The organism is Pseudoalteromonas phenolica (genome assembly GCF_044788725.1).
Classification (GTDB): Bacteria; Pseudomonadota; Gammaproteobacteria; order Enterobacterales; family Alteromonadaceae; genus Pseudoalteromonas; species Pseudoalteromonas phenolica_C.
Genome location: NZ_CP173161.1, coordinates 2756933 through 2777673, shown reverse-complemented (window position 1 = coordinate 2777673; position 20741 = coordinate 2756933). Strand labels below are relative to the sequence as shown.

At 39.4% G+C, this 20741-nt stretch carries 18 protein-coding genes; 7 read left to right on the top strand and 11 right to left on the bottom strand.

Annotation, left to right across the window (positions count from 1 at the left end; genetic code table 11):
• Nucleotides 1–66: 66 nt before the first annotated feature.
• Genes ACH784_RS12580 through lptD form a run of 6 tightly spaced genes read right to left on the bottom strand, consistent with a single transcriptional unit; the run spans nt 67 to nt 6602 of the window.
• Nucleotides 67–864: a symmetrical bis(5'-nucleosyl)-tetraphosphatase gene (locus ACH784_RS12580; RefSeq protein ID WP_404390696.1), complete on the bottom strand. Its 798-nt coding sequence runs from the start codon at nt 862–864 to the stop codon at nt 67–69.
• Nucleotides 865–866: 2 nt separating this feature from the next.
• The gene (gene apaG / locus ACH784_RS12575; protein WP_404390694.1) at nt 867–1256 is read right to left on the bottom strand and encodes a Co2+/Mg2+ efflux protein ApaG; all 390 of its coding nucleotides are present in this window, start codon (nt 1254–1256) and stop codon (nt 867–869) included.
• On the bottom strand, nt 1240–2046 hold the full coding sequence (gene rsmA / locus ACH784_RS12570; protein ID WP_404390692.1) for a 16S rRNA (adenine(1518)-N(6)/adenine(1519)-N(6))-dimethyltransferase RsmA: 807 nt from the start codon (nt 2044–2046) through the stop codon (nt 1240–1242). Before rsmA ends, apaG begins: the two co-directional genes overlap by 17 nt.
• The gene (gene pdxA / locus ACH784_RS12565) at nt 2046–3035 is read right to left on the bottom strand and encodes a 4-hydroxythreonine-4-phosphate dehydrogenase PdxA (protein ID WP_404390690.1); all 990 of its coding nucleotides are present in this window, start codon (nt 3033–3035) and stop codon (nt 2046–2048) included. The genes rsmA and pdxA overlap by 1 nt, the downstream gene beginning before the upstream one ends.
• Before the next feature lie 7 nt (nt 3036–3042).
• Nucleotides 3043–4335: a peptidylprolyl isomerase SurA gene (surA, locus tag ACH784_RS12560; RefSeq protein ID WP_404390688.1), complete on the bottom strand. Its 1293-nt coding sequence runs from the start codon at nt 4333–4335 to the stop codon at nt 3043–3045.
• Nucleotides 4336–4352: 17 nt separating this feature from the next.
• Entirely contained in the window at nt 4353–6602 is a 2250-nt protein-coding gene (gene lptD, locus ACH784_RS12555) for an LPS assembly protein LptD (RefSeq protein ID WP_404390686.1), read from the bottom strand.
• A gap of 88 nt (nt 6603–6690) precedes the next feature.
• On the opposite strand from lptD, the gene ACH784_RS12550 reads away from it, so the two are divergent.
• The 3 genes from ACH784_RS12550 to djlA are packed head-to-tail and all read left to right on the top strand — an operon-like array spanning nt 6691 to nt 9216.
• Nucleotides 6691–7701 carry an aminoglycoside phosphotransferase family protein gene (locus ACH784_RS12550; RefSeq protein WP_404390683.1) on the top strand — a complete coding sequence of 337 codons (1011 nt, stop codon included), beginning with the start codon at nt 6691–6693 and terminating at the stop codon, nt 7699–7701.
• Complete coding sequence (murU, locus tag ACH784_RS12545) at nt 7698–8372, top strand: N-acetylmuramate alpha-1-phosphate uridylyltransferase MurU (protein WP_404390681.1); 675 nt, start codon at nt 7698–7700, stop codon at nt 8370–8372. Before ACH784_RS12550 ends, murU begins: the two co-directional genes overlap by 4 nt.
• Nucleotides 8362–9216, top strand: a complete 855-nt coding sequence (djlA, locus tag ACH784_RS12540; protein ID WP_404390679.1) for a co-chaperone DjlA — start codon at nt 8362–8364, stop codon at nt 9214–9216. The genes murU and djlA overlap by 11 nt, the downstream gene beginning before the upstream one ends.
• A gap of 12 nt (nt 9217–9228) precedes the next feature.
• Here the strand turns inward: djlA and ACH784_RS12535 are convergent, their stop codons facing one another.
• Nucleotides 9229–10083, bottom strand: coding sequence for a DUF3530 family protein (locus ACH784_RS12535; RefSeq protein ID WP_404390677.1), 855 nt, complete (start codon nt 10081–10083; stop codon nt 9229–9231).
• Nucleotides 10084–10238: 155 nt separating this feature from the next.
• On the opposite strand from ACH784_RS12535, the gene ACH784_RS12530 reads away from it, so the two are divergent.
• Both ACH784_RS12530 and nhaD read left to right on the top strand, forming a co-directional pair.
• Nucleotides 10239–11174 carry a DUF368 domain-containing protein gene (locus ACH784_RS12530; RefSeq protein ID WP_404390675.1) on the top strand — a complete coding sequence of 312 codons (936 nt, stop codon included), beginning with the start codon at nt 10239–10241 and terminating at the stop codon, nt 11172–11174.
• Between the two features lie 199 nt (nt 11175–11373).
• Complete coding sequence (nhaD, locus tag ACH784_RS12525; RefSeq protein ID WP_404395262.1) at nt 11374–12777, top strand: sodium:proton antiporter NhaD; 1404 nt, start codon at nt 11374–11376, stop codon at nt 12775–12777.
• Here the strand turns inward: nhaD and ACH784_RS12520 are convergent.
• Together ACH784_RS12520 and ACH784_RS12515 are read right to left on the bottom strand one after the other, a co-directional pair.
• Nucleotides 12769–13767 carry a 6-phosphofructokinase gene (locus tag ACH784_RS12520; RefSeq protein ID WP_404390673.1) on the bottom strand — a complete coding sequence of 333 codons (999 nt, stop codon included), beginning with the start codon at nt 13765–13767 and terminating at the stop codon, nt 12769–12771. The two genes, nhaD and ACH784_RS12520, sit on opposite strands and share 9 nt — an antisense overlap.
• Nucleotides 13768–13842: 75 nt before the next feature.
• On the bottom strand, nt 13843–14238 hold the full coding sequence (locus ACH784_RS12515; RefSeq protein WP_404390671.1) for an MmcQ/YjbR family DNA-binding protein: 396 nt from the start codon (nt 14236–14238) through the stop codon (nt 13843–13845).
• A gap of 437 nt (nt 14239–14675) precedes the next feature.
• Between ACH784_RS12515 and ACH784_RS12510 the strand changes: the two genes are divergently transcribed.
• Entirely contained in the window at nt 14676–14876 is a 201-nt protein-coding gene (locus ACH784_RS12510; protein WP_404390669.1) for a hypothetical protein, read from the top strand.
• Here ACH784_RS12510 and ACH784_RS12505 read toward each other — a convergent pair.
• Entirely contained in the window at nt 14869–17130 is a 2262-nt protein-coding gene (locus tag ACH784_RS12505) for a putative bifunctional diguanylate cyclase/phosphodiesterase (RefSeq protein ID WP_404390667.1), read from the bottom strand. The genes ACH784_RS12510 and ACH784_RS12505 overlap by 8 nt on opposite strands.
• A 74-nt stretch (nt 17131–17204) precedes the next feature.
• Nucleotides 17205–19877, bottom strand: coding sequence for an insulinase family protein (locus ACH784_RS12500; RefSeq protein WP_404390665.1), 2673 nt, complete (start codon nt 19875–19877; stop codon nt 17205–17207).
• A gap of 161 nt (nt 19878–20038) precedes the next feature.
• Here ACH784_RS12500 and sixA point away from each other — a divergent pair, with 161 nt between their 5' ends.
• The gene (gene sixA / locus ACH784_RS12495; protein ID WP_404390663.1) at nt 20039–20506 is read left to right on the top strand and encodes a phosphohistidine phosphatase SixA; all 468 of its coding nucleotides are present in this window, start codon (nt 20039–20041) and stop codon (nt 20504–20506) included.
• Nucleotides 20507–20741: the final 235 nt, after the last annotated feature.

Sequence of the window (20741 nt, the reverse complement as noted above, 5' to 3'; positions counted from 1 at the left end):
CAGATAAGTTAAGTATTTTATAGCAGATGTAGCAAAATAATTCAGTAAAAAGGGAGGATTAACAAGCTATTTGCTTAAAATATATTCATTAGTGCCTAAGTTTAATAGGGTCATGTTCCCACCCCAAACACAACCGGTATCGAGTGCAATCATATTTTCTTTATTGGTTTTACCTTCCAGTGCTGCCCAATGACCAAAAATATAGCGCGTTTTTTCATTTTCAAAGCGAGGGTGATCAAACCAAGGCTGTAATTGACTCGATTTTGGCGAGCCTTTTTCATACAAGTTTAGTTTTTCATCGCTTTCTAGAAAGCGCATTCTTGTGAAAATATTAACAATGGTTTTGAAGTTTGTTAATGGGTCTTTATTTGGTGTAAAGTTTGTTTCTTTACTGCCATACATGTTTTCAAAGAATAATTGGGCTTCTTCACTGCGATAGTTTTTTTCTGCGATTCGAGCATATGCGAGTGCTTGCTCAATGCTCCAACTTGGATGAATGCCTGCATGCGAAATAAACGTTGATTGCTTTTCTAAAAAAACAGCCAGAGGTTGAGTTCTTAAATATGAAGCATAGCTACAGCATTGTTTACTGGAAAAAACAGCAGATAAATTATCTTTGGGGTTAGGCTGTTTACCAAGTATGTTACAAGCAATGAAATGAAGGTCATGATTACCCAAAGTGACGGTAATAGAGTCTTGATTCTGATAGACAAATTCTAAGCATGAAAGAGAGTCAGGGCCTCTAGCAATTAAATCTCCGACAAGATAAAGGTGGTCTTTGCTGGGATTAAAATTAACTTCAGAGAGCAGTTTTAAAAAGGGTGTAAAACACCCTTGTAAATCACCTACAGCGTAATTTGCCATGATCAGTGTAGAATATTGGGGCGAGAAAGTCTGAATACTTCGATTGGCGCTTTAAACTCAGTACCAAACTCATTCCTCATAACATAGTGTCCTTGCATTGTCCCAACTGGGGTATCAAGCACAGCACCACTGGTGTAAGAATAACTTTCGCCTGGGGCAATGGTTGGCCTTTCGCCTACGACACCTTCACCTTCGACTTCTGTTTCTTTACCGTTTGCGTCTGTGATTAACCAATAACGACTTTCAAGCTTAGCACTACATAAACTGTGATTTTTAATCGTTATTGTATAAGCAAAAACATATTTGTCTTTGTCTGGTTGAGATTGGTGCTCAACATACATAGTTTCAACTGATACCTTGATAGGTGATCCTAGATTACTGCTTGTTGTCATAAATCCAATTTGCGATATCGATAAATTGAGCCAGAGATAAGCTTTCAGCACGAACTGAAGGGTCAATACCCAACGCTGTTAATTCATCAGCAGTTAATAAGTTTGAAAGGCTATTACGTAGTGTCTTTCTTCTTTGATTAAATGCCTCTAAACAAACTGTGTTTAACACTTTTGTGCTTTTAGCGGTTCGTTGTTCAGGCTTTTTAGGTATTAAACGAACTACTGCAGAGTCTACTTTAGGTGCAGGCTTAAAACACTCTGGTGGTACATCGATTACAGGCATTGCATGGCAATAATATTGTGTCATCACGCTTAAGCGGCCAAAAGCTTTTGAGCCTGGGCCTGCAACCATGCGTTTCACAACTTCTTTTTGAAGCATGAAGTGCATGTGTTCAATGTTGTCTACGAATTCGAATAAATGGAATAATAGCGGCGTTGAAACGTTATAAGGTAAATTTCCAAACACCTTTAACTTTTCATCATCTCTGATCAGGCTAGAGAAGTCGAACTTCATCGCATCGCCTTGATGAACTGTTAATTTTGGCCCAAGGAAAGGGTGCTTAGTCAAGCGCTCCGCAAGGTCTTTATCTAATTCTACAACCGTGAGCTGACCGCTTAAATCAGTTACGGGCTCAGTGATTGCACCTAAACCTGGACCAATTTCAACAAGGTTATCTGTTGGTTTTGGGTCAATCGCTGTCACGATTTTGTCGATGATCATTTCATCGTGTAAAAAGTTTTGTCCAAAGCGTTTTCTTGCTCTGTGACCTAAGTGTACGTTATCTGTCATTAATTCATTGCTTTTTTTGAGGCGAGCTTAATAGCTTCGCGGATCGCTAAATCAAAACTGCCCACTTCAATTTGCCCAGTAGCGGCCAAGTCTAAAGCGGTACCATGATCAACGGATGTTCTAACGAAAGGCAATCCAAGCGTTATGTTTACTGAATTACCAAAGCCTTTGTATTTTAGCACAGGCAGGCCTTGATCGTGATACATTGCAAGAACGGCATCAGCATTATCTAAGTATTTAGCTTGAAATAAAGTGTCGGCAGGGAGAGGGCCAATTAAATTCATCCCTTTTTCATTTAGCTCAGCAAGCGTTGGTTCAATTGTTTCAATTTCTTCTCGACCTAAATGTCCACCTTCACCAGCATGGGGGTTTAGACCGCAGACTAATATTTTAGGTTGCTCAATACCAAACTTTGTTTGTAAGTCGTGATTTAAAATATTGATGACTTTAGTCAAACGATCATGGGTGATTGCTCTAGAAACATAAGCTAGAGGGATGTGTGTTGTTACAAGTGCAACGCGCAACCCTTCAGTTGCCAATAGCATCACAACATCAGATGTATTAGATTGCTGAGCAAAGAACTCAGTATGACCACTAAAAGAGATACCGGCTCTATTTATTATCCCTTTATGAACGGGGCCTGTGACAACCGCTGCAAAAGTCCCATCCATATTTTTTTCAGAAGCTACGCGCAGCGTTTCTAGTACATACTGACCATTCGCTTCATTTAATTCTCCAGCGATAACATCGGCACCTTTATCAATTTGTAAATAATAAAGACTGCCTGCAGGGGCTGGTTGTGGCGCATCGCTCGCAACAAAAGGAATTAGCTTTATTGACTCACCCAACTCTTGAGCACGAACCTCAAGGATTGTTTTGTCAACCACGGCGACTAGTTGAACCGGCCATGATTTTTGAGCCAACTTTATAACTAAGTCGGGCCCTATGCCTGCGGGTTCACCAGGGGTAATTGCGATACGAATGGTCATATTTTATTTACTCAGCCGGAAAAACATCAATGTTTGCTTGTTCACGTATTTCATTCATCCAGCGTAAGCTTTCTTCTTTAAACTTACGATTATATAAGATGCCATGAGCGCGATTTTTCTTAGCTAGATCTGTTTTGTCTGCAATTCTCTTGTCTAAAAGCTGAACAATATGCCAGCCAAATGTACTGCGGAAAGGCTCACTGATCTCATTCTTCTCTAATGAAAGTAAAGTATCTCTAAATGCAGGCACATAAGTTGTCGGATCGGTCCAATCGTATTCACCGCCCTTAAGTGCAGAACCTGGATCTTCAGAATGCTCTTTTGCAAGCTCTGCAAAGTCGGCTGTTCCGGCACGTAAATCTTTAACAAATCCAGCTAACATTGAACGGGCTTTTTCTTCACTTAAAATGATAGATGGCTTGATTAAGATATGTCGAGAACGTACTTCGGTTGTCTCAACAACTTGACGGCCACGAATATCTTGCACTTTTAAAATGTGAAATCCGGCACCTGAACGCAGAGGGCCGATAATATCATCTTTCTTTTTCCCTTTAACAGCTTCAGCAAATAATGATGGCATTTCATTGATACCCATCCAACCTAGCTGGCCGCCATCGAGTGCTTTTGCACCACTCGAAGAAGCAATTGCAATACGTTTGAACTCTTTACCATCATTCAAAAATTCAATGACTTTATTCGCACGCTCTCTAGCATCTTCCAACTCTTCAGGCGAAGCCTTACTTGGAATTTTTACCAAGATATGGCCAAGGTCATATTCTTCTGATTGACCTGTCTGTTGCTCGAGAATTGTTTGTAAATTAGCAATTTCTTGTTGACTGATATAAACACGGCGGTCAACATTTGCTCTTCGAACTTGGCTAATGGTGATTTCTTTTCGTATATCTTCTCGGTAGGCTTGGAAGCTCTCGCCGGTTGCTTCGATTGATTGTCGTAAATCAGAAATACTTGCGCCTTGCTCTCCAGCAATGTTTGCTAAAGTTTGATCAAGTTGGGCATCTGATATTTCCATACCCATGCGCTCAGCAAGTTGTAACATGATGGACTGATCTACTAAACGATCAATTGCTTGAATACGTAGCGTTTTATCAGAAGGAAGCTCAGTATTATGTTCTTTAGCTTGCTGCTTTACACGAGAGATGATTTTATCAACCTCACTTTGTAAAACCACGCCATCATTTACTGTCGCGACTACTTTATCTAATTGCACTCGTTCAGCCAAAGCAATTTGGCTAAATCCAATACCCATTAGGGCGACGATTAACAACTTTTTAAAATTCATAGTGCTCTATTATTGTATTAATTATTCAAAAAATAAGGTCTGCGGTAGCCAAAAATACCCTCTTGCAGTAATCGGCTTACATCGTAGCTTGATTTACCGCCCAGCCCTTTGAGTATAAAGTTAAGACGGATACTAGAGTCAAATTGAGCATCGTCTTGGTTAATTGTTTTATTTAAATCAGTCTCGATTTGCCTATTACCAGTAAGCTGTATAGCCCAACAGCAACTTTCGTATTGTAACCCTGCAAATAACTCAGTGCTTCTCTTAGCGACTAAATCACGGTGGTAGCTTGCAATAAATTGCCACTGTTGATTTATGGGCACACTGGTGAAAAAGCCAATCTGATCGATTTCATATCCTGAGACATCATTTGCATAACGATGGTTCAATTGTACTAGCTGATTATTATCGCCTTTGTAATCAATTGTCGCATGGGACTGAATTAATTGTTTGGTATCAGCGTCGTACTGTATTCCTGCGGATAAATACCATCTACGATGCCAATGTATCATGCTTTCAGCAGCAAACAAGGCATTATAATTGGTTTTATTAAGCGGGTTTTGGCGCGTAGGTTTGACATTACTGTCTAGATATATAATTTGCCCAACGCTGAAATTAAATCGTTCTAAGTTTTTATTGTCGAATATACGTGTCGTTGCACCAATCGTGAATTGATTTGCTTGAGCGATACGATCTACCCCAGAAAATCGCTGCTCGCGAAATAGGCCTGAAAAGTCATCTTGCATCTTGGTCGTATCATATAGCCCTATATTTTCCTGATTTTTATAAGGAACATATAAATATTGCAACTGCGGCTCTAACGTTTGAACACCATCATCGACCACAAATTTAGTGTCTCGCTCAAGATTCATTTGTGCGTGAAGCCTAAGCTTAGGTAGGGTGCGGTTTACTCTTTCGTCGAACTCTGTGTCGTTTAAATTACCGTCCTGCTGATAGTAAGTGTGTAATAAACTTGCTTCAGATAAAAATGACCAAGCTGTATCACTAATACTGTAGCTGGCCTTTGGTTCAATATGTAATCTAGACGCATCAGTTATGATGAGGTCGTCGTTTTTAAAGTGGCTAAATTCACCTTGTAGGGACCAGTCTATTCCTTGCCATTGGACAGCTTCAGTAGTTTGCCAAGCTATCTGAGGTAACGCTGCGTATGATTCCGTGTGATCACCTAAAACTTCAAAGTTTTGTATCTTCAATTGAGCTGACCAAGCTTCTCCCAAGTAATTTAACGTACCTGTGCGATAAAGCTGAGTGTCAGTTGCATTACCATAGTTTGAAGTTAGATCCGTAAGGTAGTTATCATCACTTACATTAGTGATATCAATACTCGCTCTCCAATTTTCATTGAAGTAACTGTTTTGTTGCCAATGCACGAGGTAGCGCTCTTCTAAATCAGGTTCTGAATCGTCTTTCTCAAGAAATTCAAATGCAAGCAAACCACTATTTAAAGGCGTTAAGTATCTAAACTCAGTGTTAAGTTGCAACCCTTTTTTAGACATGTATCTCGGAGTTATTGTCGCGTCGTAGTTTGGCGCAATATTCCAATAGAATGGTGTAATTAACTCTAAGCCATAGCGCTCAGAACTGGACAGTGTCGGTGCTAACAATCCACTTTTACGTCGGTCGTCGATAGGGAATGTGAAATAAGGAATATAAATTACAGGTGTATCTAAAATCCTTAGAACAGCATTATAAGTTTCTCCCCAACCTTCGGTTTTAGACAAGCTAATGGTGCTGGCCTCGATTGACCAAAAAGGTTTGTCTGAAGGGCAAGTAGTAAAGCTCGCATTCAGCAATTCTATACTATCTTCCCGAGCAGATAATTGCGCTGCTCCACCTCGGCCTAGTTGCTGCGTGAGCTGATAGTCTGCACCCATCAGGTCAATGTGGTAATTATTTAAATCGGCAAATAAGCCATCACTTTCAACTCTAGTAAAAGGGTCATTATAAACAAGCGGCCCTTCAGCACTTAATTGTGCGCTTTGCTTGTTGATTAATGCCGAGCTTGCCGAAAGTTGCATTTGCTCTGTGTTTATAACAACATTACCTGCAAATTGTGCACTGGTAGTGTTGTTTATTTTTACTTTATCAGCGCGAATGTCGATGGCATTTTTAGGTAAACCAGAAAGAGGTTGCCATTGCGTTGGTATAAAATTACTTTGGCAAAGCAAAGGCTTTTCAATATCTGTTTCCGCAATTGCTGCAGGACAGATTGGAAATAGTGCCACGGTCAGCCAAAACTTGTTCATTAATTAACCTGTTTACCAGTTGTTACCTCTAGAGCAGGACATAATAAAGTAAAACAGAGTTAAATTCAGTAATTAAGAATGTAAAATTGTGATAAAGAATCAGAACAGAAATACACAATTGAACGCCTTTTTGAAAAAAAATTTAGGCGAACGACCCTTTTCATACCAAGCCATAACATCCGATGCCAGTTTTCGGCAATATTATCGAGTCCGCAGTGAATCAAAAAATTTTATACTCATGGATTCTCCAGCAAATTTGATTGATAACCAGCCGTTTGTTGGACTACAGCACAATTTTGAGCAAGCTGGTCTATTGGTCCCTGAAATTCTTGCACTTGACCTAGAAACTGGTTTTCTCTTGCTCAACGATTTGGGCACAGAGCATTTAGCAGATCGGCTTCAATTAGCATCTCGATTAGATGACTACAAAGCTGTTTTAGATCTGTTACCTACTATAGCTGCTATACCCAACTCGAAATGGATGAAGCCATACGATGCCGAGTTTATTTGCCTTGAAATAAATATATTCAAAGAGTGGCTGATAGAGGCTTGGCTTGGTAAATCATTTTCTGAACAGCAATCACAGTGTTGGAAAATGCTAGAAAACAAGCTAGCAACATTGATGCTTGAGCAGCCTCAGGTCACAATGCATCGTGATTTTCATTCGCGAAATATAATGAAAACAACAAAGGGTTGGGCCTTAATTGATTTTCAAGACGCTGTCAGTGGGCCAGTTAGTTATGATGCAGTATCGTTATTACGAGACTGCTATTTCTCATTGCCAAAAGCTGAATTCAGCCAACTTTTACAATATAACTATCTAACAATGTCAAAAAAAGGTTTGTTAGGCGATATGTCATTGCAAGAATATCGTTATTACTTTGATCTAACTGGGCTGCAAAGACATTTGAAAGCAGCTGGCATCTTTTGTCGTTTGTTATTGAGAGATAATAAATCAGGGTATCTAAATAACATTTTACCCACTTTAGAATATGTTCGAATGGTTGGTCAGCAGTATGAAGAATTTCAATGGCTTGCAACTTGGTTAGACAATGAGATAATCCCTGCAATTCAGCTGAAACTAGAGCAATTTTCATGAAGGCAATGATACTCGCTGCGGGTCGAGGAAAACGTATGATGCCCCTCACAAGCGAATTACCCAAACCTATGTTAGAGGTTAATGGTAAGCCATTAATTCAATATCATATTGAGCGTTTAAAAAGTGCTGGGGTCACGGATATTGTGATTAATCTTGCTTGGCAGGGGGATAAAATCGAAGCATATTTTGGTGATGGAGCAAAATTTGGCGTGGTTATTCAATATAGCCATGAACCTGAAGGTGGCTTGGAAACCGCCGGAGGCATTATTAAGGCGCTCCCTAAATTATGCACAGATAATGACAAATTTATTGTAATTAATGGCGATATTTTTACCGATTACGATGTTCACTCTCTGACCCAGTTGGTATTACAAGCAGGAGAGGCGCATATTGTTTTAGTTGAAAACCCAGCTCACCATCCTGAAGGTGATTTTACCCTTGGTTTGCCAAATCAAGCTCAGAAATATACATTTTCAGGTATAGGTTTGTACCATAAAAACTTTTTTCAGCAACACGATCCTGAGTTTCTAGCTTTAGGGCCATTATTGAGAACTGGTATAGAACAGAGTATGGTTTCTCGAGAGCTATATTTAAACCAATGGTTTGATATTGGAACGCCTGAAAGGCTTGCGCAAATTAATGAACAGCTAAGGGCAGAGCATGTGGGGTAAGTTATTAGGCACCTGTTTTGGCTTTATGTTTGGCCGTTGGCTTGGTGCAGCGCTTGGTTTTTGGCTTGGTCATTTATTCGATAAAAGCCTAAAGCAGGACTTTGATAAGGCGGGAGGTTTTCAAGGCTTTTTTGATAAAGACGAACTTGATCAGCGCCAAGCTTTATTCTTTTCGAGTTGTTTCGCCGTTATGGGCCATATAGCTAAGTCAAATGGACGTGTGAGTGAAATTCACATTCAAGCCGCTACCGCATTTATGGATGAAATGGGCTTACATGGAGAAGAAAGAAAGGAAGCTCAGAATGCTTTTCGCTCGGGCAAAACCAGTGAATTTTCACTTAAAGAGTCGATCAGAGATGTAAAAGAGGTCTTTGGTCGGCGCTATGATTTGTTGCAATTGTTTCTTGAAATTCAAATTCAAATGGCCTTTTCTGACGGACATTTAGTTGAGCAAGAAAAGCAGTTATTACAACAAGTCAGTAAGCTACTAGGCCTGTCGAGCAGGCACTTTCAGTTTTTATTAAATCGCTATCAGGCTGAATTTCAATTTAGAAAGCATAGGTCGCAACAGCAAAATTATCACTCAGAGCAATCAAGAGGGCACTCAGAGTATCGGCACAAAACAACGACAACGCCTTCTTTAAATAGGGGTAACGCGTTAGCTGTACTCGGTCTTTCAGATAAAGCGACTGATAAAGATATTAAACGAGCTTATAGAAAACTGATGTCTCAACACCATCCAGATAAATTGGTCTCACAAGGTTTGCCGCCACATATGATGGAAATAGCCAAGCAAAAAAGCCAAGACATTCAATCGGCTTATGAGTTTTTAAAAGGCAAATAAGCCAAACGCACATCATAAATGGCTGAGAAATCCATTCACTTCTTTTCTCAGCCTCTGATGCTGTCTAAGCTCATGGCTTTGACCAAATAGCTCTCTTTGTCTGTAATCGTATTTACTGTTACGTTTTGCCCAGCGCATCCTGTTTTTGATGCTTTGTGTTACGGCTGGACCGTCGGTACTATAAAAAATATCTAGCAATGGCGGACTCACCAAAGAAAAGCTGGCAGCAAGATCTTTATTTCTTTTTGGGTGAGGTAAGTGGGCACTGATAGTAATTAACGCGTCGACAGGAAGACTGGGCTGCTCAGAAATCAATTCTGTCATAATTCCCGCGCTTGTGCCGAGTGCAACGACAATAAGTTGCTCATCGGGCATCATCATTAATTCTTGTGTTAATGCTTGAAATCTTGCAGCTAGTTCATCTTTATATTCGTTTAACATGCTTTCTGATTGAAAAAAAACAGCTTGAGCAAAAGGACTTGGTTTTTGCTCTTGCTGTGCAGTCAAATCTGGAATTTCTAATGACTCATATAAGATCTTCGTTGAGGGCAAAACATAGGTATCGTAGCCATCATCAGAAAGCGCTTGTCTTAAAAATTGGCTGCCATTGGTAGATAAAAGCGGGTGACCGACATCAGGTAAAATGACTGCAATGCCCTTTTTCTCAGCATTCATATAAGTTTGAAAAATAACATTTAGCGGCTTTTCGTTGACGGTTATGCTAACGATCTCACTTTCGTCTAAATAATGTTTTATGTCTTGTTCAAGCCATATTTGCTGTTCAACTGGCATCACGTGCTCACTTGTTGCGATACTAAAAGTTGGCAAACATAGAACGAATAGCATGAATGAAATTAAATAAGGCATAAAATAATACTCGGTTTATCTAATTAGAGTATCGGGTGTATTGAGTAAAACTTTAGGCTTGTTACTAATTTACTTGTGCATCACTAACAAAGGTTCTTGTCTTTCTCTATTTAATATAAAATCACCCGTAATTTAGATTAGGAGATAGGGACAGTATGTCGAAGTTGCAAACTAAGCGTGACTTTTTATTCGTATTTTTGAAGGGCGCGGGCATGGGCGCGGCTGATGTCGTACCTGGTGTTTCAGGTGGTACGATTGCTTTTATTACCGGTATTTACACACGACTTTTAAATGCCATTAAAAGTGTAAATCTCGATGCTTTATTAATGCTCAAAAAAGAAGGGGTAAAAGCAACTTGGCGTTATATTGATGGCACTTTTTTAGTCACACTCTTTGCGGGTTTACTGACAAGTGCGGCTTCTCTTGCCAAGCTTATTACTTATCTTTTAGAGCACCATAAACTGTTGGTTTGGGCATTTTTCTTTGGCCTTATAATCGCTTCGTTCATTTACGTTGCAAAGCAAGTCAAGGCTTGGGATTTTAAAACTATTGTCAGTTGCCTACTTGGCGCTATTATTGCCTATACGATCACCTCGCTTTCTCCTGCTGAAGCTAACCCAAGTTGGTGGTTTTATTTCTTAGCAGGATCAATTGCTATTTGTGCGATGATTTTACCGGGGATCTCTGGCAGTTTTATTCTGTTGTTGCTAGGTATGTATGGTCATGTATTAACGGCAGTGACTGAGAAGCAATTTGCTTTGATTGGCTTATTTTTATTGGGATGTGTTGTTGGCTTAATGGTGTTTTCACGATTTTTAGCTTGGCTTTTAAATCGATTTGAACAGCTGACTTTTGCGTTGTTAGCTGGCTTCTTACTTGGCTCATTAAATTTACTTTGGCCTTGGAAGCAAGTCATTACAACTTATACCAGCTCAAAAGGCATAGAGAAGCCCCTAATGCAACAAAATATCAGCCCTTCTGAGTTTGCAGCCCTAACAGGACAAGATCCAATGACCCTATTATGTGTTGGCTTAGCTATTACAGGGTTGGTGTTGATTTTGGCGATTGAAAAATTGACTGATAATAATTAGCTAATTTGAATGCATTATGATTGACACGAAGAGTGTGAATCTTTGCACATGCTTTTGCATGTCATAGTTTAAGTATAGACTTCTGTACAATTGGTAATCACAGCCATTGTGCTATTTTATTGCCTACTTTAATACACTCTCATAGTTATCATAGTAGGCAAACAACATGTCTTTTCGGCGTTCAACACTTCTAATTATAATGGCTTTATTAGCCTGTTTAACTCCTCCATCTTGGGGAGCTGAGGCTCACCTTGATTTAACTCACTCTACAATTGGGTATGCTGCTATCGCAATATTTGTGTTGGCTTATACCTTAGTCATGCTCGAAGAAAAACTTCATTTAAGAAAATCAAAACCAGTCCTTGTTGGGGCGGGTCTGATTTGGATTTTAATTGGTGGGTTTTATGTCAGTGAAAGCATTCCGCATGTCACTGAAGAAGCATTTAGACATAACCTGTTAGAGTTTGCTGAGTTAATGCTCTTTCTCTTAGTGGCCATGACTTATATTAATGCGCTTGAAGAGAGAAGAATATTCGATGCGCTTCGTGCGTGGATGATCCGTAAAGGTTTTAATTATCGTAATTTGTTTTGGATCACCGGCTTCTTATCATTTTTTATTTCTCCGATCGCTGATAATTTAACAACGGCATTATTAATGTGTGCAGTGGTTATGAAGGTTGCCGAAGGTGATAAGCCTTTTATTAATCTATGTTGCATTAATATTGTCATTGCCGCGAATGCAGGTGGTGCATTTAGCCCGTTTGGAGATATTACCACCTTGATGGTTTGGCAAGCTGGTATGGTGACTTTTGGAGAGTTCTTGGCTTTATTCATACCGTCACTCGCAAACTTCTTAGTACCAGCCGCGATTATGAGCTTTTATGTTGCTAACAAACAGCCTACAGCAGCCTATGAAGAAGTCGAGTTAAAACGAGGTGCTTTAAGAATTTTATCTTTGTTCTTATTAACCGTTGCTACTGCTGTTGCGTGCCATAGTTTCCTTCACCTTCCTCCAGTGCTAGGCATGATGATGGGGTTAGGGTACTTACAATTCTTTGGGTATTTCTTAAGGGTCACCTTACCCGGCTCTCTTGCTCGCAAAAAAGCCTTGGCAGAACAGCAAGGCGATAAAGAAAGGTTAGCCCGACTTGGTAGTGTGGTGCCTTTTGATGTGTTCAGTAAAGTATCTCGTGCTGAATGGGATACGTTATTATTTTTCTATGGCATTGTAATGTGTGTCGGTGGTCTTGGGTTCCTAGGCTATTTGAGTTTGATGTCTGAGGTGTTATACGGTGGCTGGTCGACTACGACAGCGAATGTATTTTTGGGCGTCATCTCGGCTGTAATCGATAATATACCAGTTATGTTTGCGGTTCTTACAATGCAGCCAGAAATGTCACATGGTCAATGGTTATTGATAACATTAACAGCAGGGGTAGGTGGAAGCCTATTGTCGATTGGCTCTGCAGCGGGTGTTGCGTTGATGGGGCAAGCCAGAGGTTATTATACCTTTTTTGGTCACCTGAAATGGACCCCTGTTATTGCATTAGGCTATGCGGCAAGTATCTTTCTTCATTTATGGATAAATGCCGATTTATTTTAAGTAATGAGTCAAAATATTCTGTTGGGCGAGTACGAGGTATTCGTCCACAGGTTTATTGATGGAGATCGCATCTTGTAAAGGCGTTTTGGTAAGTTGGTTCGCAACATAGCCAAGCATAATGTTGTCTTCCCCATTTAATATGGCTTCAACAGCTGACATACCGAGCTGGGTTGCAAGTACCCTGTCTTCTGGTACAGGATCACCACCTCGCTGAATATGACCTAAAATGCAAATAGCACTGTCGATATGTCCTTGGGTTTGCAACTGCTCCTTTAAAGCACTGGCTCCCCCTGGCCATAAGTTCTCAGCCAGTACAATGACATAGCTGGCTTGGCGATTTTGCTGCTGCTGTTTTATTTGGGTAATTAGAGTGGACAAAATCTCTTCATGCGCATCGTTTGCATAGTTTTCAGATGAATAGATGCTTTCGGCACCACAGGATAAGCCGACTTGAAAAGCAATGTGACCACTGTGTCTTCCCATTACTTCGACAATAAATACTCTGTCGAAAGCATTTGCTGTATCTCTAATTTTATCTATGGCTTGTGTTGCTGTATTTACAGCCGTTGCAAAACCGATGGTTTTATCACAGCCAAATAAATCGTTGTCTATCGTACCAGGTAGTCCAATTACTAAACCATGCCAAAATTGCTTAATGGCTTGAAGGCCATGAAATGAGCCGTCGCCACCTATTACGATAAGCGCATCGATATTATGTTTAAGTAAAGTATTACAGGCCTGTTTTACGCCAGTCTCAGACAGCATTGCGCGACATCGAGCGCTTTTAAGTAACGTGCCGCCATTTTTAATTTCATTATTTATAGTTGCACTCGTGAGGTCAGTAGCCTCGTCTTCAATGAGTCCATTATAGCCATGGAAAAAACCAATGCAGGAAAACGCATTAAATTCGCAGGCTAAAACAACAGCACGAATAGCTGCATTCATACCTGGTGCATCACCACCGCTGGTTAGTAGGGCTATCTTTTTCATCTTGGCGTATCTTATTTTTACTAAGGAAGGGTGGAATGGCCCTCGTAAGAATTACGAGGGAGGCCATTACACTTATTACTCAGGCTGAGAGAGTTTTGCTAACGCTTCTTTCTGAGCTGTTGGTAGGTTATCAACAACAATTTGATAAGAGTCATCGATAAACTTTTTGATTTCTTCTTCAGGAACAGAACCGTCTAACACAATTGTGTTCCAAAGACGTTTATTCATATGATATCCAGGTAAAATCGATTCATACTTATCGCGAAGTATTAACGCTTCATCTGGGTCACATTTAACGTTCAACCAAAAAACAGGCTCATTATTTTCGTCAACTTGACCTTCTTTACCTTCGTAAAGGGTGGCAAACATTTTATGTTGCACTTTGTAAACATCGCTATCCTGCGAAAAAGGCTGTGTTAAAAACGTGCCTGGTTTACTTTGCAAATAATCATGTACGCTTTGTTTATTCATAGCTCTTATCCTTGAAGTAACTATTAATTAAAACCACATGGTTTGAGTTTAGCACTTAATTCGTAAAGACAATAATCTTAGAGAAGACATTATCTTAAACTTTCTACTGGGTCTAGTTTAACAGTAAAGACTTCTAGCTGTTTTGATCTGTTCGAAAAATACGGCTAGATTCTCGTACGATTTTAGTCTAACACACATAAAGCAACTCAGATGAGTTCAGTATGTACTAAAGCTCTCCATGACGACTAGTTTAAATTTCACGTAATTAACTATATATCAACTAGTTATGAAAAAATGAATAAAATTCCATTCTACACGCGAAATTATTGAGGGGTATTAAATGAAATAATGCAATATTTTGCAACAATAAACCGTCTTTTTGTGCATATTTCACGCTGTTTGCTGTACAATCGAGCACTTTTTAATAAGGGAGAGTTATGTTTATTCTAATTTGTCTTTTGTTGAGTGCGGTTGCGATCTATTGTGAAACGATCCGTTTAGGTATGCCAACTAAGCGCTGGGTGGCTTTTAGTCTCGCGATTGGGCCTATGAGCTGGGTATTATTGAAAATGCACTACAGAATGGCTGTGCTGAAGAAAATGCAAATGGGCCGCTATAGATGCTTCAAAGTTAGCTAACTACTTTTAAATCAGGCTTCGTTTGTTTGTTTTTGACCATTTTCTGTTGTTTTAAAAACTCAGTAAACTCTTCGGCAGAAAGTGGCTTGGAGTAGTAATAACCTTGTACAGTTTGACAATTTAGCTCTTCTAAAATAGCTAATTGCTCAGCTTTTTCGACACCTTCAGCTACTACATGTAGTTCGAGGTTTTGCGCGATGGTGACAATAGAGTCGACCATATTACGGCCTCTCTCATTGTGCATGTCGTCAACAAATGCTTTATCAACTTTTAAAGTATTTAGAGGAAATTGCTTTAAATACGCAAGAGAAGAGTAACCAGTGCCAAAATCATCTATGGCAAGGTGGATCCCTCTAGCACTGAGAGAGCGCATCACATTTATTGCTTCTTGAGGATCATCCATAACGGTACCTTCTGTAATTTCTAATTCGAGAAAATAAGAGGGCAGGTGATTTTTCTGTAAGATGATATCTATGCGCGTCGTTAAATCAGGCAAACTAAACTGTTTAGCAGACAGGTTAACTGCGACACGGCCATCAAAAAGGTCTTGGTCTATCCAACGTTTCACATCCTTGCAGGCTTTATCGAGTACGACTTCGCCGATATCAATGATTTGACCCGTTTCTTCTGCAATAGGAATAAAGACCCCAGGGCTAATAATACCTTTTTTCGGTGTAATAAAACGCACTAAAGCTTCCATCCCGACCAGCAAACCAGATTTAATATCCATTTTCGGCTGATAGTACACAACGAAGTGATCTTCTTTTAAGCCATAGCGCATCAAGTTTTCAATTTGTAATCGCTTAACTGCTTGCTCATTCATTGAATCATTGAAAAACAGGTAATGATTACCTTTTTGTTTTGCGTGGTACATGGCTGTATCTGCATTTTTTAGCAGTATCTCAGGCGTTGAGCCATCCTCAGGAAACAACACAATACCAACTGAAGAGGTGATCACAAGCTCGTGATTGGCCATTTTGAAAGGTGTTGCTATGGCTGCTAAGAATTGTTTCGCAGTTTTTGTGATGGTATGTATATCGTTAGTACCCGTCATAACCAAAGCAAATTCATCGCCACCTAAACGATAGAAAGTATCTTGCTGACGAGCAAGTTTATTTAAGCGCATAGCAAGCTTTGCCAGCAGGCTATCGCCAAGCTGGTGGCCCAATGAATCATTTATCTTTTTAAAGTTATCTAAGTCGAATACCAGCAGAGCATGGTGTACGTCTTGTTGTGCTAACTTTTTAAGGTTAGTGAAAAATAGGTTGCGGTTTGGTAAGCCGGTCGTTCGGTCACGGTTTGATAGATTATGCAGTTGTGATTCGGCTTTTTTACGTTCAGTGAGATCCGAAAAAATAACCACGTAATTGGTTATTTGACCATGACTATTTTTAATTTCATCAATGCTTACTTCAATTGGAAGCAAGATATTTTTAAAATTTCTAAGTTTTAATTCTTCTTGCCAATGCTCAGACTCTCGTAGGTTCGCTTTTATTTCACTGATATACTTTTCGTCGTAGCCTGGCAGACTGAACTGTTTACCCAAATAGTGAGTTCTTAAGCCACCGAAAAGTTTTAAGTAACTTGGGTTTACATCCACCAGTTTATAATTCTTATCGTAAATTGCGATGGCATCCGTGAGCGACTCTACACATTTGGCAAATAAATTGAGGCGCTCTTCAGTACTTTTTAAATGGCTAATATCACGAACTGTTCCGGTCATCCTCACTGGGTTGAGGTTGCCATCTTTTTCGATGATTTTGCCTCTGTCTAACACCCAATGGTATTGATTTAAAGTATCTTTAAGGCGATAACTTGCCTCAAAAAAAGCGGTTTTTTCAGCGAAGTGTTGTTTGAGTAATTTATCTACCAAAGGTAGGTCTTGCGGATGAATTCGATGTGCGTTAGGCAAAAAAACTTTGTTTTTTTCAGGCTGATCTTGGCACACCATGTACTTATCATTGATACGAATGATCTCACCGGAAGAAATATTCCAATCCCAAAGGGTATCTCCACTGCCTTCAACTGTGCGTTTTAACCTTTGTTCAGACATGAGCAATTCTTGCTGTGAACGCTTTAGCCTGTGGTTTGCAAATATTAGATAAGTGATAAGTAATGTGATCACACCAAGTGGTAAAAACCAGAACGGGTTTATACCTTGGCTATGTTGATTAAACTCCCATGCCAAGCTTGGCATACTAGATAATGAGCTTAATAACACCATGAACATCATTATTGTTATATTTTTAATCATAGATGTTTAATTCTCAGTACGCCGCTTAATCTAATCTATGCAGAAGCGAGAGTAAAGTAGTTAAAACACCCTTATTAATTGCAAGTTAACTTTGCATGTGAATCTTGTTTGCTAATCAAAGTGATAGCACTTTTTATAAAAACATCTTTTGATAGCCCGTGTAATGCCTCTAGAAGTCGCTTTTGCATCGTAAAGGTGTGATCGTCATTCGTAATCGCAACCCACAACCTTTGAGCGCGCAGACGAAGGTTTTTGTCCTTTTCGGCTATTTGAATTTCCAAAGCACTTTTAGCCTCTAAAAATGCACTTAAATCGATATCTTGAATTTGCTCTAAAAATGAGTCAATAAATTGAGCGTGCCTTTTAAATAACTCTTCACTTTGAAAATTAGGAGATTGAATGTAAAACGCAACCCCTGCTCGGGTATTGAATGGCGCATAACCAGCCCCGACTAGGTAGCCTAATTGCTGTTTAGTTCTGAGTTCATCAAAATAATGGTGCTGCACAAGTTGGTTAATGAGCATAAGGAGCACTTTTTCTTCGACACTGTTTGTTTTAGCTTGTATGTAATACAGCAAACCATGCTCTGACTTTTCTTTGTTTATATGAAATTGAAAGCCTTGTTTGAGTTTTAGTAGTGGACGCTTTAAGTCTTCTAAAATTTCACTCTCAGAGAAAGTACATTTAATGTCTTTAAGCATTTCTTGGGCATCAATTTTTCGCCAATTGCCATACATAAATGCTTTTATATGAATAGTTTTAAAGAATGCATTTCTAAACTCTACAAACTCATTGAATGTCACAGGTTTTAAATGTGACGCTAAATCTTCTGGTGCAGGGTTCCAAGGCATCAAATGCGCACCTAGTACACTGAATAAACCAGAGACGGGTTTATTGTGATTGTGTTGTAACCAATGGCGAGATAGTTGCTTTTTATATTCGGCAAATCGGGTGGCACTGATGTCTTTTGTTAAAATATTATTCAGCAGCTCAATGGCAAATTCGGGTTGATTAGCAGACAAGCCCGCGGTATGTAAAGTCAATCCCCCTTGATGAGAAGTAATGTGATAATTTAAACCGGCAAGCTCTGCGGAATAAAAAGATTCAGCGAGACAGTCCATTAAAAGATCGGCCAGCAATCTTGTAAGTGCCATGTTTTTTATGCAGCTCACAGCAATTTTAGAATCAATTTCTACATAAAGGTGGCCTTTTGTTACCTTAAACTCAGTATCTTGCTTGAACCAAAAGTTTAGACCATCGCTAAATGCAAGTTTTTGTGGGGCTGCGAAAGACTCCGCGCTTTCATGAAGAATTTGTTTGGCTTTTAAGTATGGGTTGATACGCGGCAGTTTCATCTCGGGTAAAGGGGTTTTAATTTTTTCTAATGTGTCGAGCCATATGGGGGAGAGGTCCTCTACTAAATAAGAGGTGTTGTACCATTGTGCTTTTTTATTTGTTTCAACATCTTGATGGATAAGCACTACCCGCATGTTTTTTGGCGAAAGGTAGCGGCATAGCTTTTTATGTAATTGTGGCTCAAATCCAGTCATAACATAATCGCCGCACAAATAATCATCTTCATCAAAATGGTGCATATTAATGCTTAATGCATTTACCCACTCAATGAGTTTGCTCGGCTCTTGATTATCAAAAGCAATTTCTAATAATGCTTGCTTATCGGCATAAAGCGCAGGAAGTTCAGCAAAACTTTGCTCAATAAGCGCAATATACTCGAACATCATTTCTATAATGTCTTCATAATATTCTATGCCTTGCTCTGTGAGTGCAAAACTAATATTAAAATCTTTAAAATTACTGCCATTGACACCCCCGCCAGCAGACAGGGCATTAATCCAACCTTGTGATTTAAGGATTGAATACAATGAACCTTGGCCTTCGTAGCCAATTAAATGGGCCAAAAAACTGAGACTTTTAGATTTATACAGTTTGTGAATATTTGGCATTGCAAAACTGACAATGAGCTTTTGCATTTGTTTTTTCGGGGTGATGTGGATTAATTTACCTAAATTACATGGTTTATATAGCGGTGTATTAATTGCGGGTTTTGGAGCTTGGGAAGCGGGGATAGCAGAGAAATATTGTTTAGCCATACTGCTTAGCTCATTGATAGATTGCGGCCCCGCAATTGTGAGTGTCATCCATTGCGCTAGATAATGGCGGTTAAAAAATTGGCGCAATTCCATACAAATAGAATCGGTTCTATCTTCGAGTGTTTGGTGATTACCAACAGCAAATTTTGCGAAAGGGTGCGCAGGGTTTACCGTTTCTTTATGCACTTGGTAAATTCTTCTGCCATCATCTTTCACTTTCATTTTGAATTCAGCGTCGATGGCATTTCGCTCGTTATTTGCCTGTTCAGGACTAAATAGCGGCGATATAAAAAATTCGCTAAAAATTTCTAATGCTTCAGGTAGTTGTAAATAATCACAGTCAAAGTAATAACTACTGTGTTCGGTACCCGTCCAAGCATTGCTATGTCCACCTGCTTGGCTAATAAATTGAGAGAAAAAACCTGGTTCAGGAAATTTTTCAGTGCCAAGAAATAGCATGTGCTCGATAAAGTGGGCCATACCTTGACGATCTTCAGGATCATCGAAGTGGCCGGTATTGACCGTCAATGACGCTGCTGACTTAACAGATTGCTGATCTTGAACAACGAGTACTTTCAGACCATTGTCGAGTGTAAGAGTTTTGTAGCTGCGTTTATCATTATTGCTAATTTTCAAGTGTCTGCCGCCGATATAAAGTGTGAGAAAAGACGAATTCGAACTAACTTACCGCTGCTAGGTTTCTTTGGATTGTCGACCATTTTGTTTTAATATAGCGAACAAAGCGGTTAACTTGCTACCGCTTTGAGAAAATTTATTGCCTAAGTGTTTGAGGTTACATGAAAACGATTCTAATTATGCGCCATGGTGAGGCTGTACCAATGCAAGCAGATGATGCTGCAAGAGAGTTGACCCCGCGTGGTATTAGTCAGGCCAATGAGATGGCTCTGTGGTTAAAAGCGCATTTTCAACCTCAAGCTATACTTGTAAGCCCCTTCATTCGTGCCCAACAAACGGCAGAACAAGTTAAAAAGCATAATCAAGTAAGTTATTTTGAAGTTTGCAACGATATAGTTCCAAGCGGCGATGCTCGCTTTGCTATAGACTATCTCGAAACTTTAATGAGTTTGAACCCAGAATTAGATACTTGGTTACTGGTTGCTCATATGCCAATTGTGAGTTATTTGGTTGACCAATTAAGCTCTGGCGATATGCCTATTTTTTCTACCGCAGGTGTTGCTGTGATCCAATACGATGAGAAAACTAGCAAAGCGGACTTTTTAAATGTCGTTTCTCCCTCCATCTAAATTCGGTTTGATTTCTGACCAAATTTCACACGCTTTCTTTTTTCGATAAAAACCTTTAAAAGTGCACCCAATCGACCTGGGTACAGGACAAATGTCCTTGTTTTGATTTTGTTTGGTGAAAATAAAAGTTGTTAAAATCGGTAATCTTGTAGATAAAATTTATTATTTTTGGCTTTTTTGGGGTTATTTGAAGCAAAGTTGAAATTTGCTGTTATAATTATGCCGTTAGATTCAG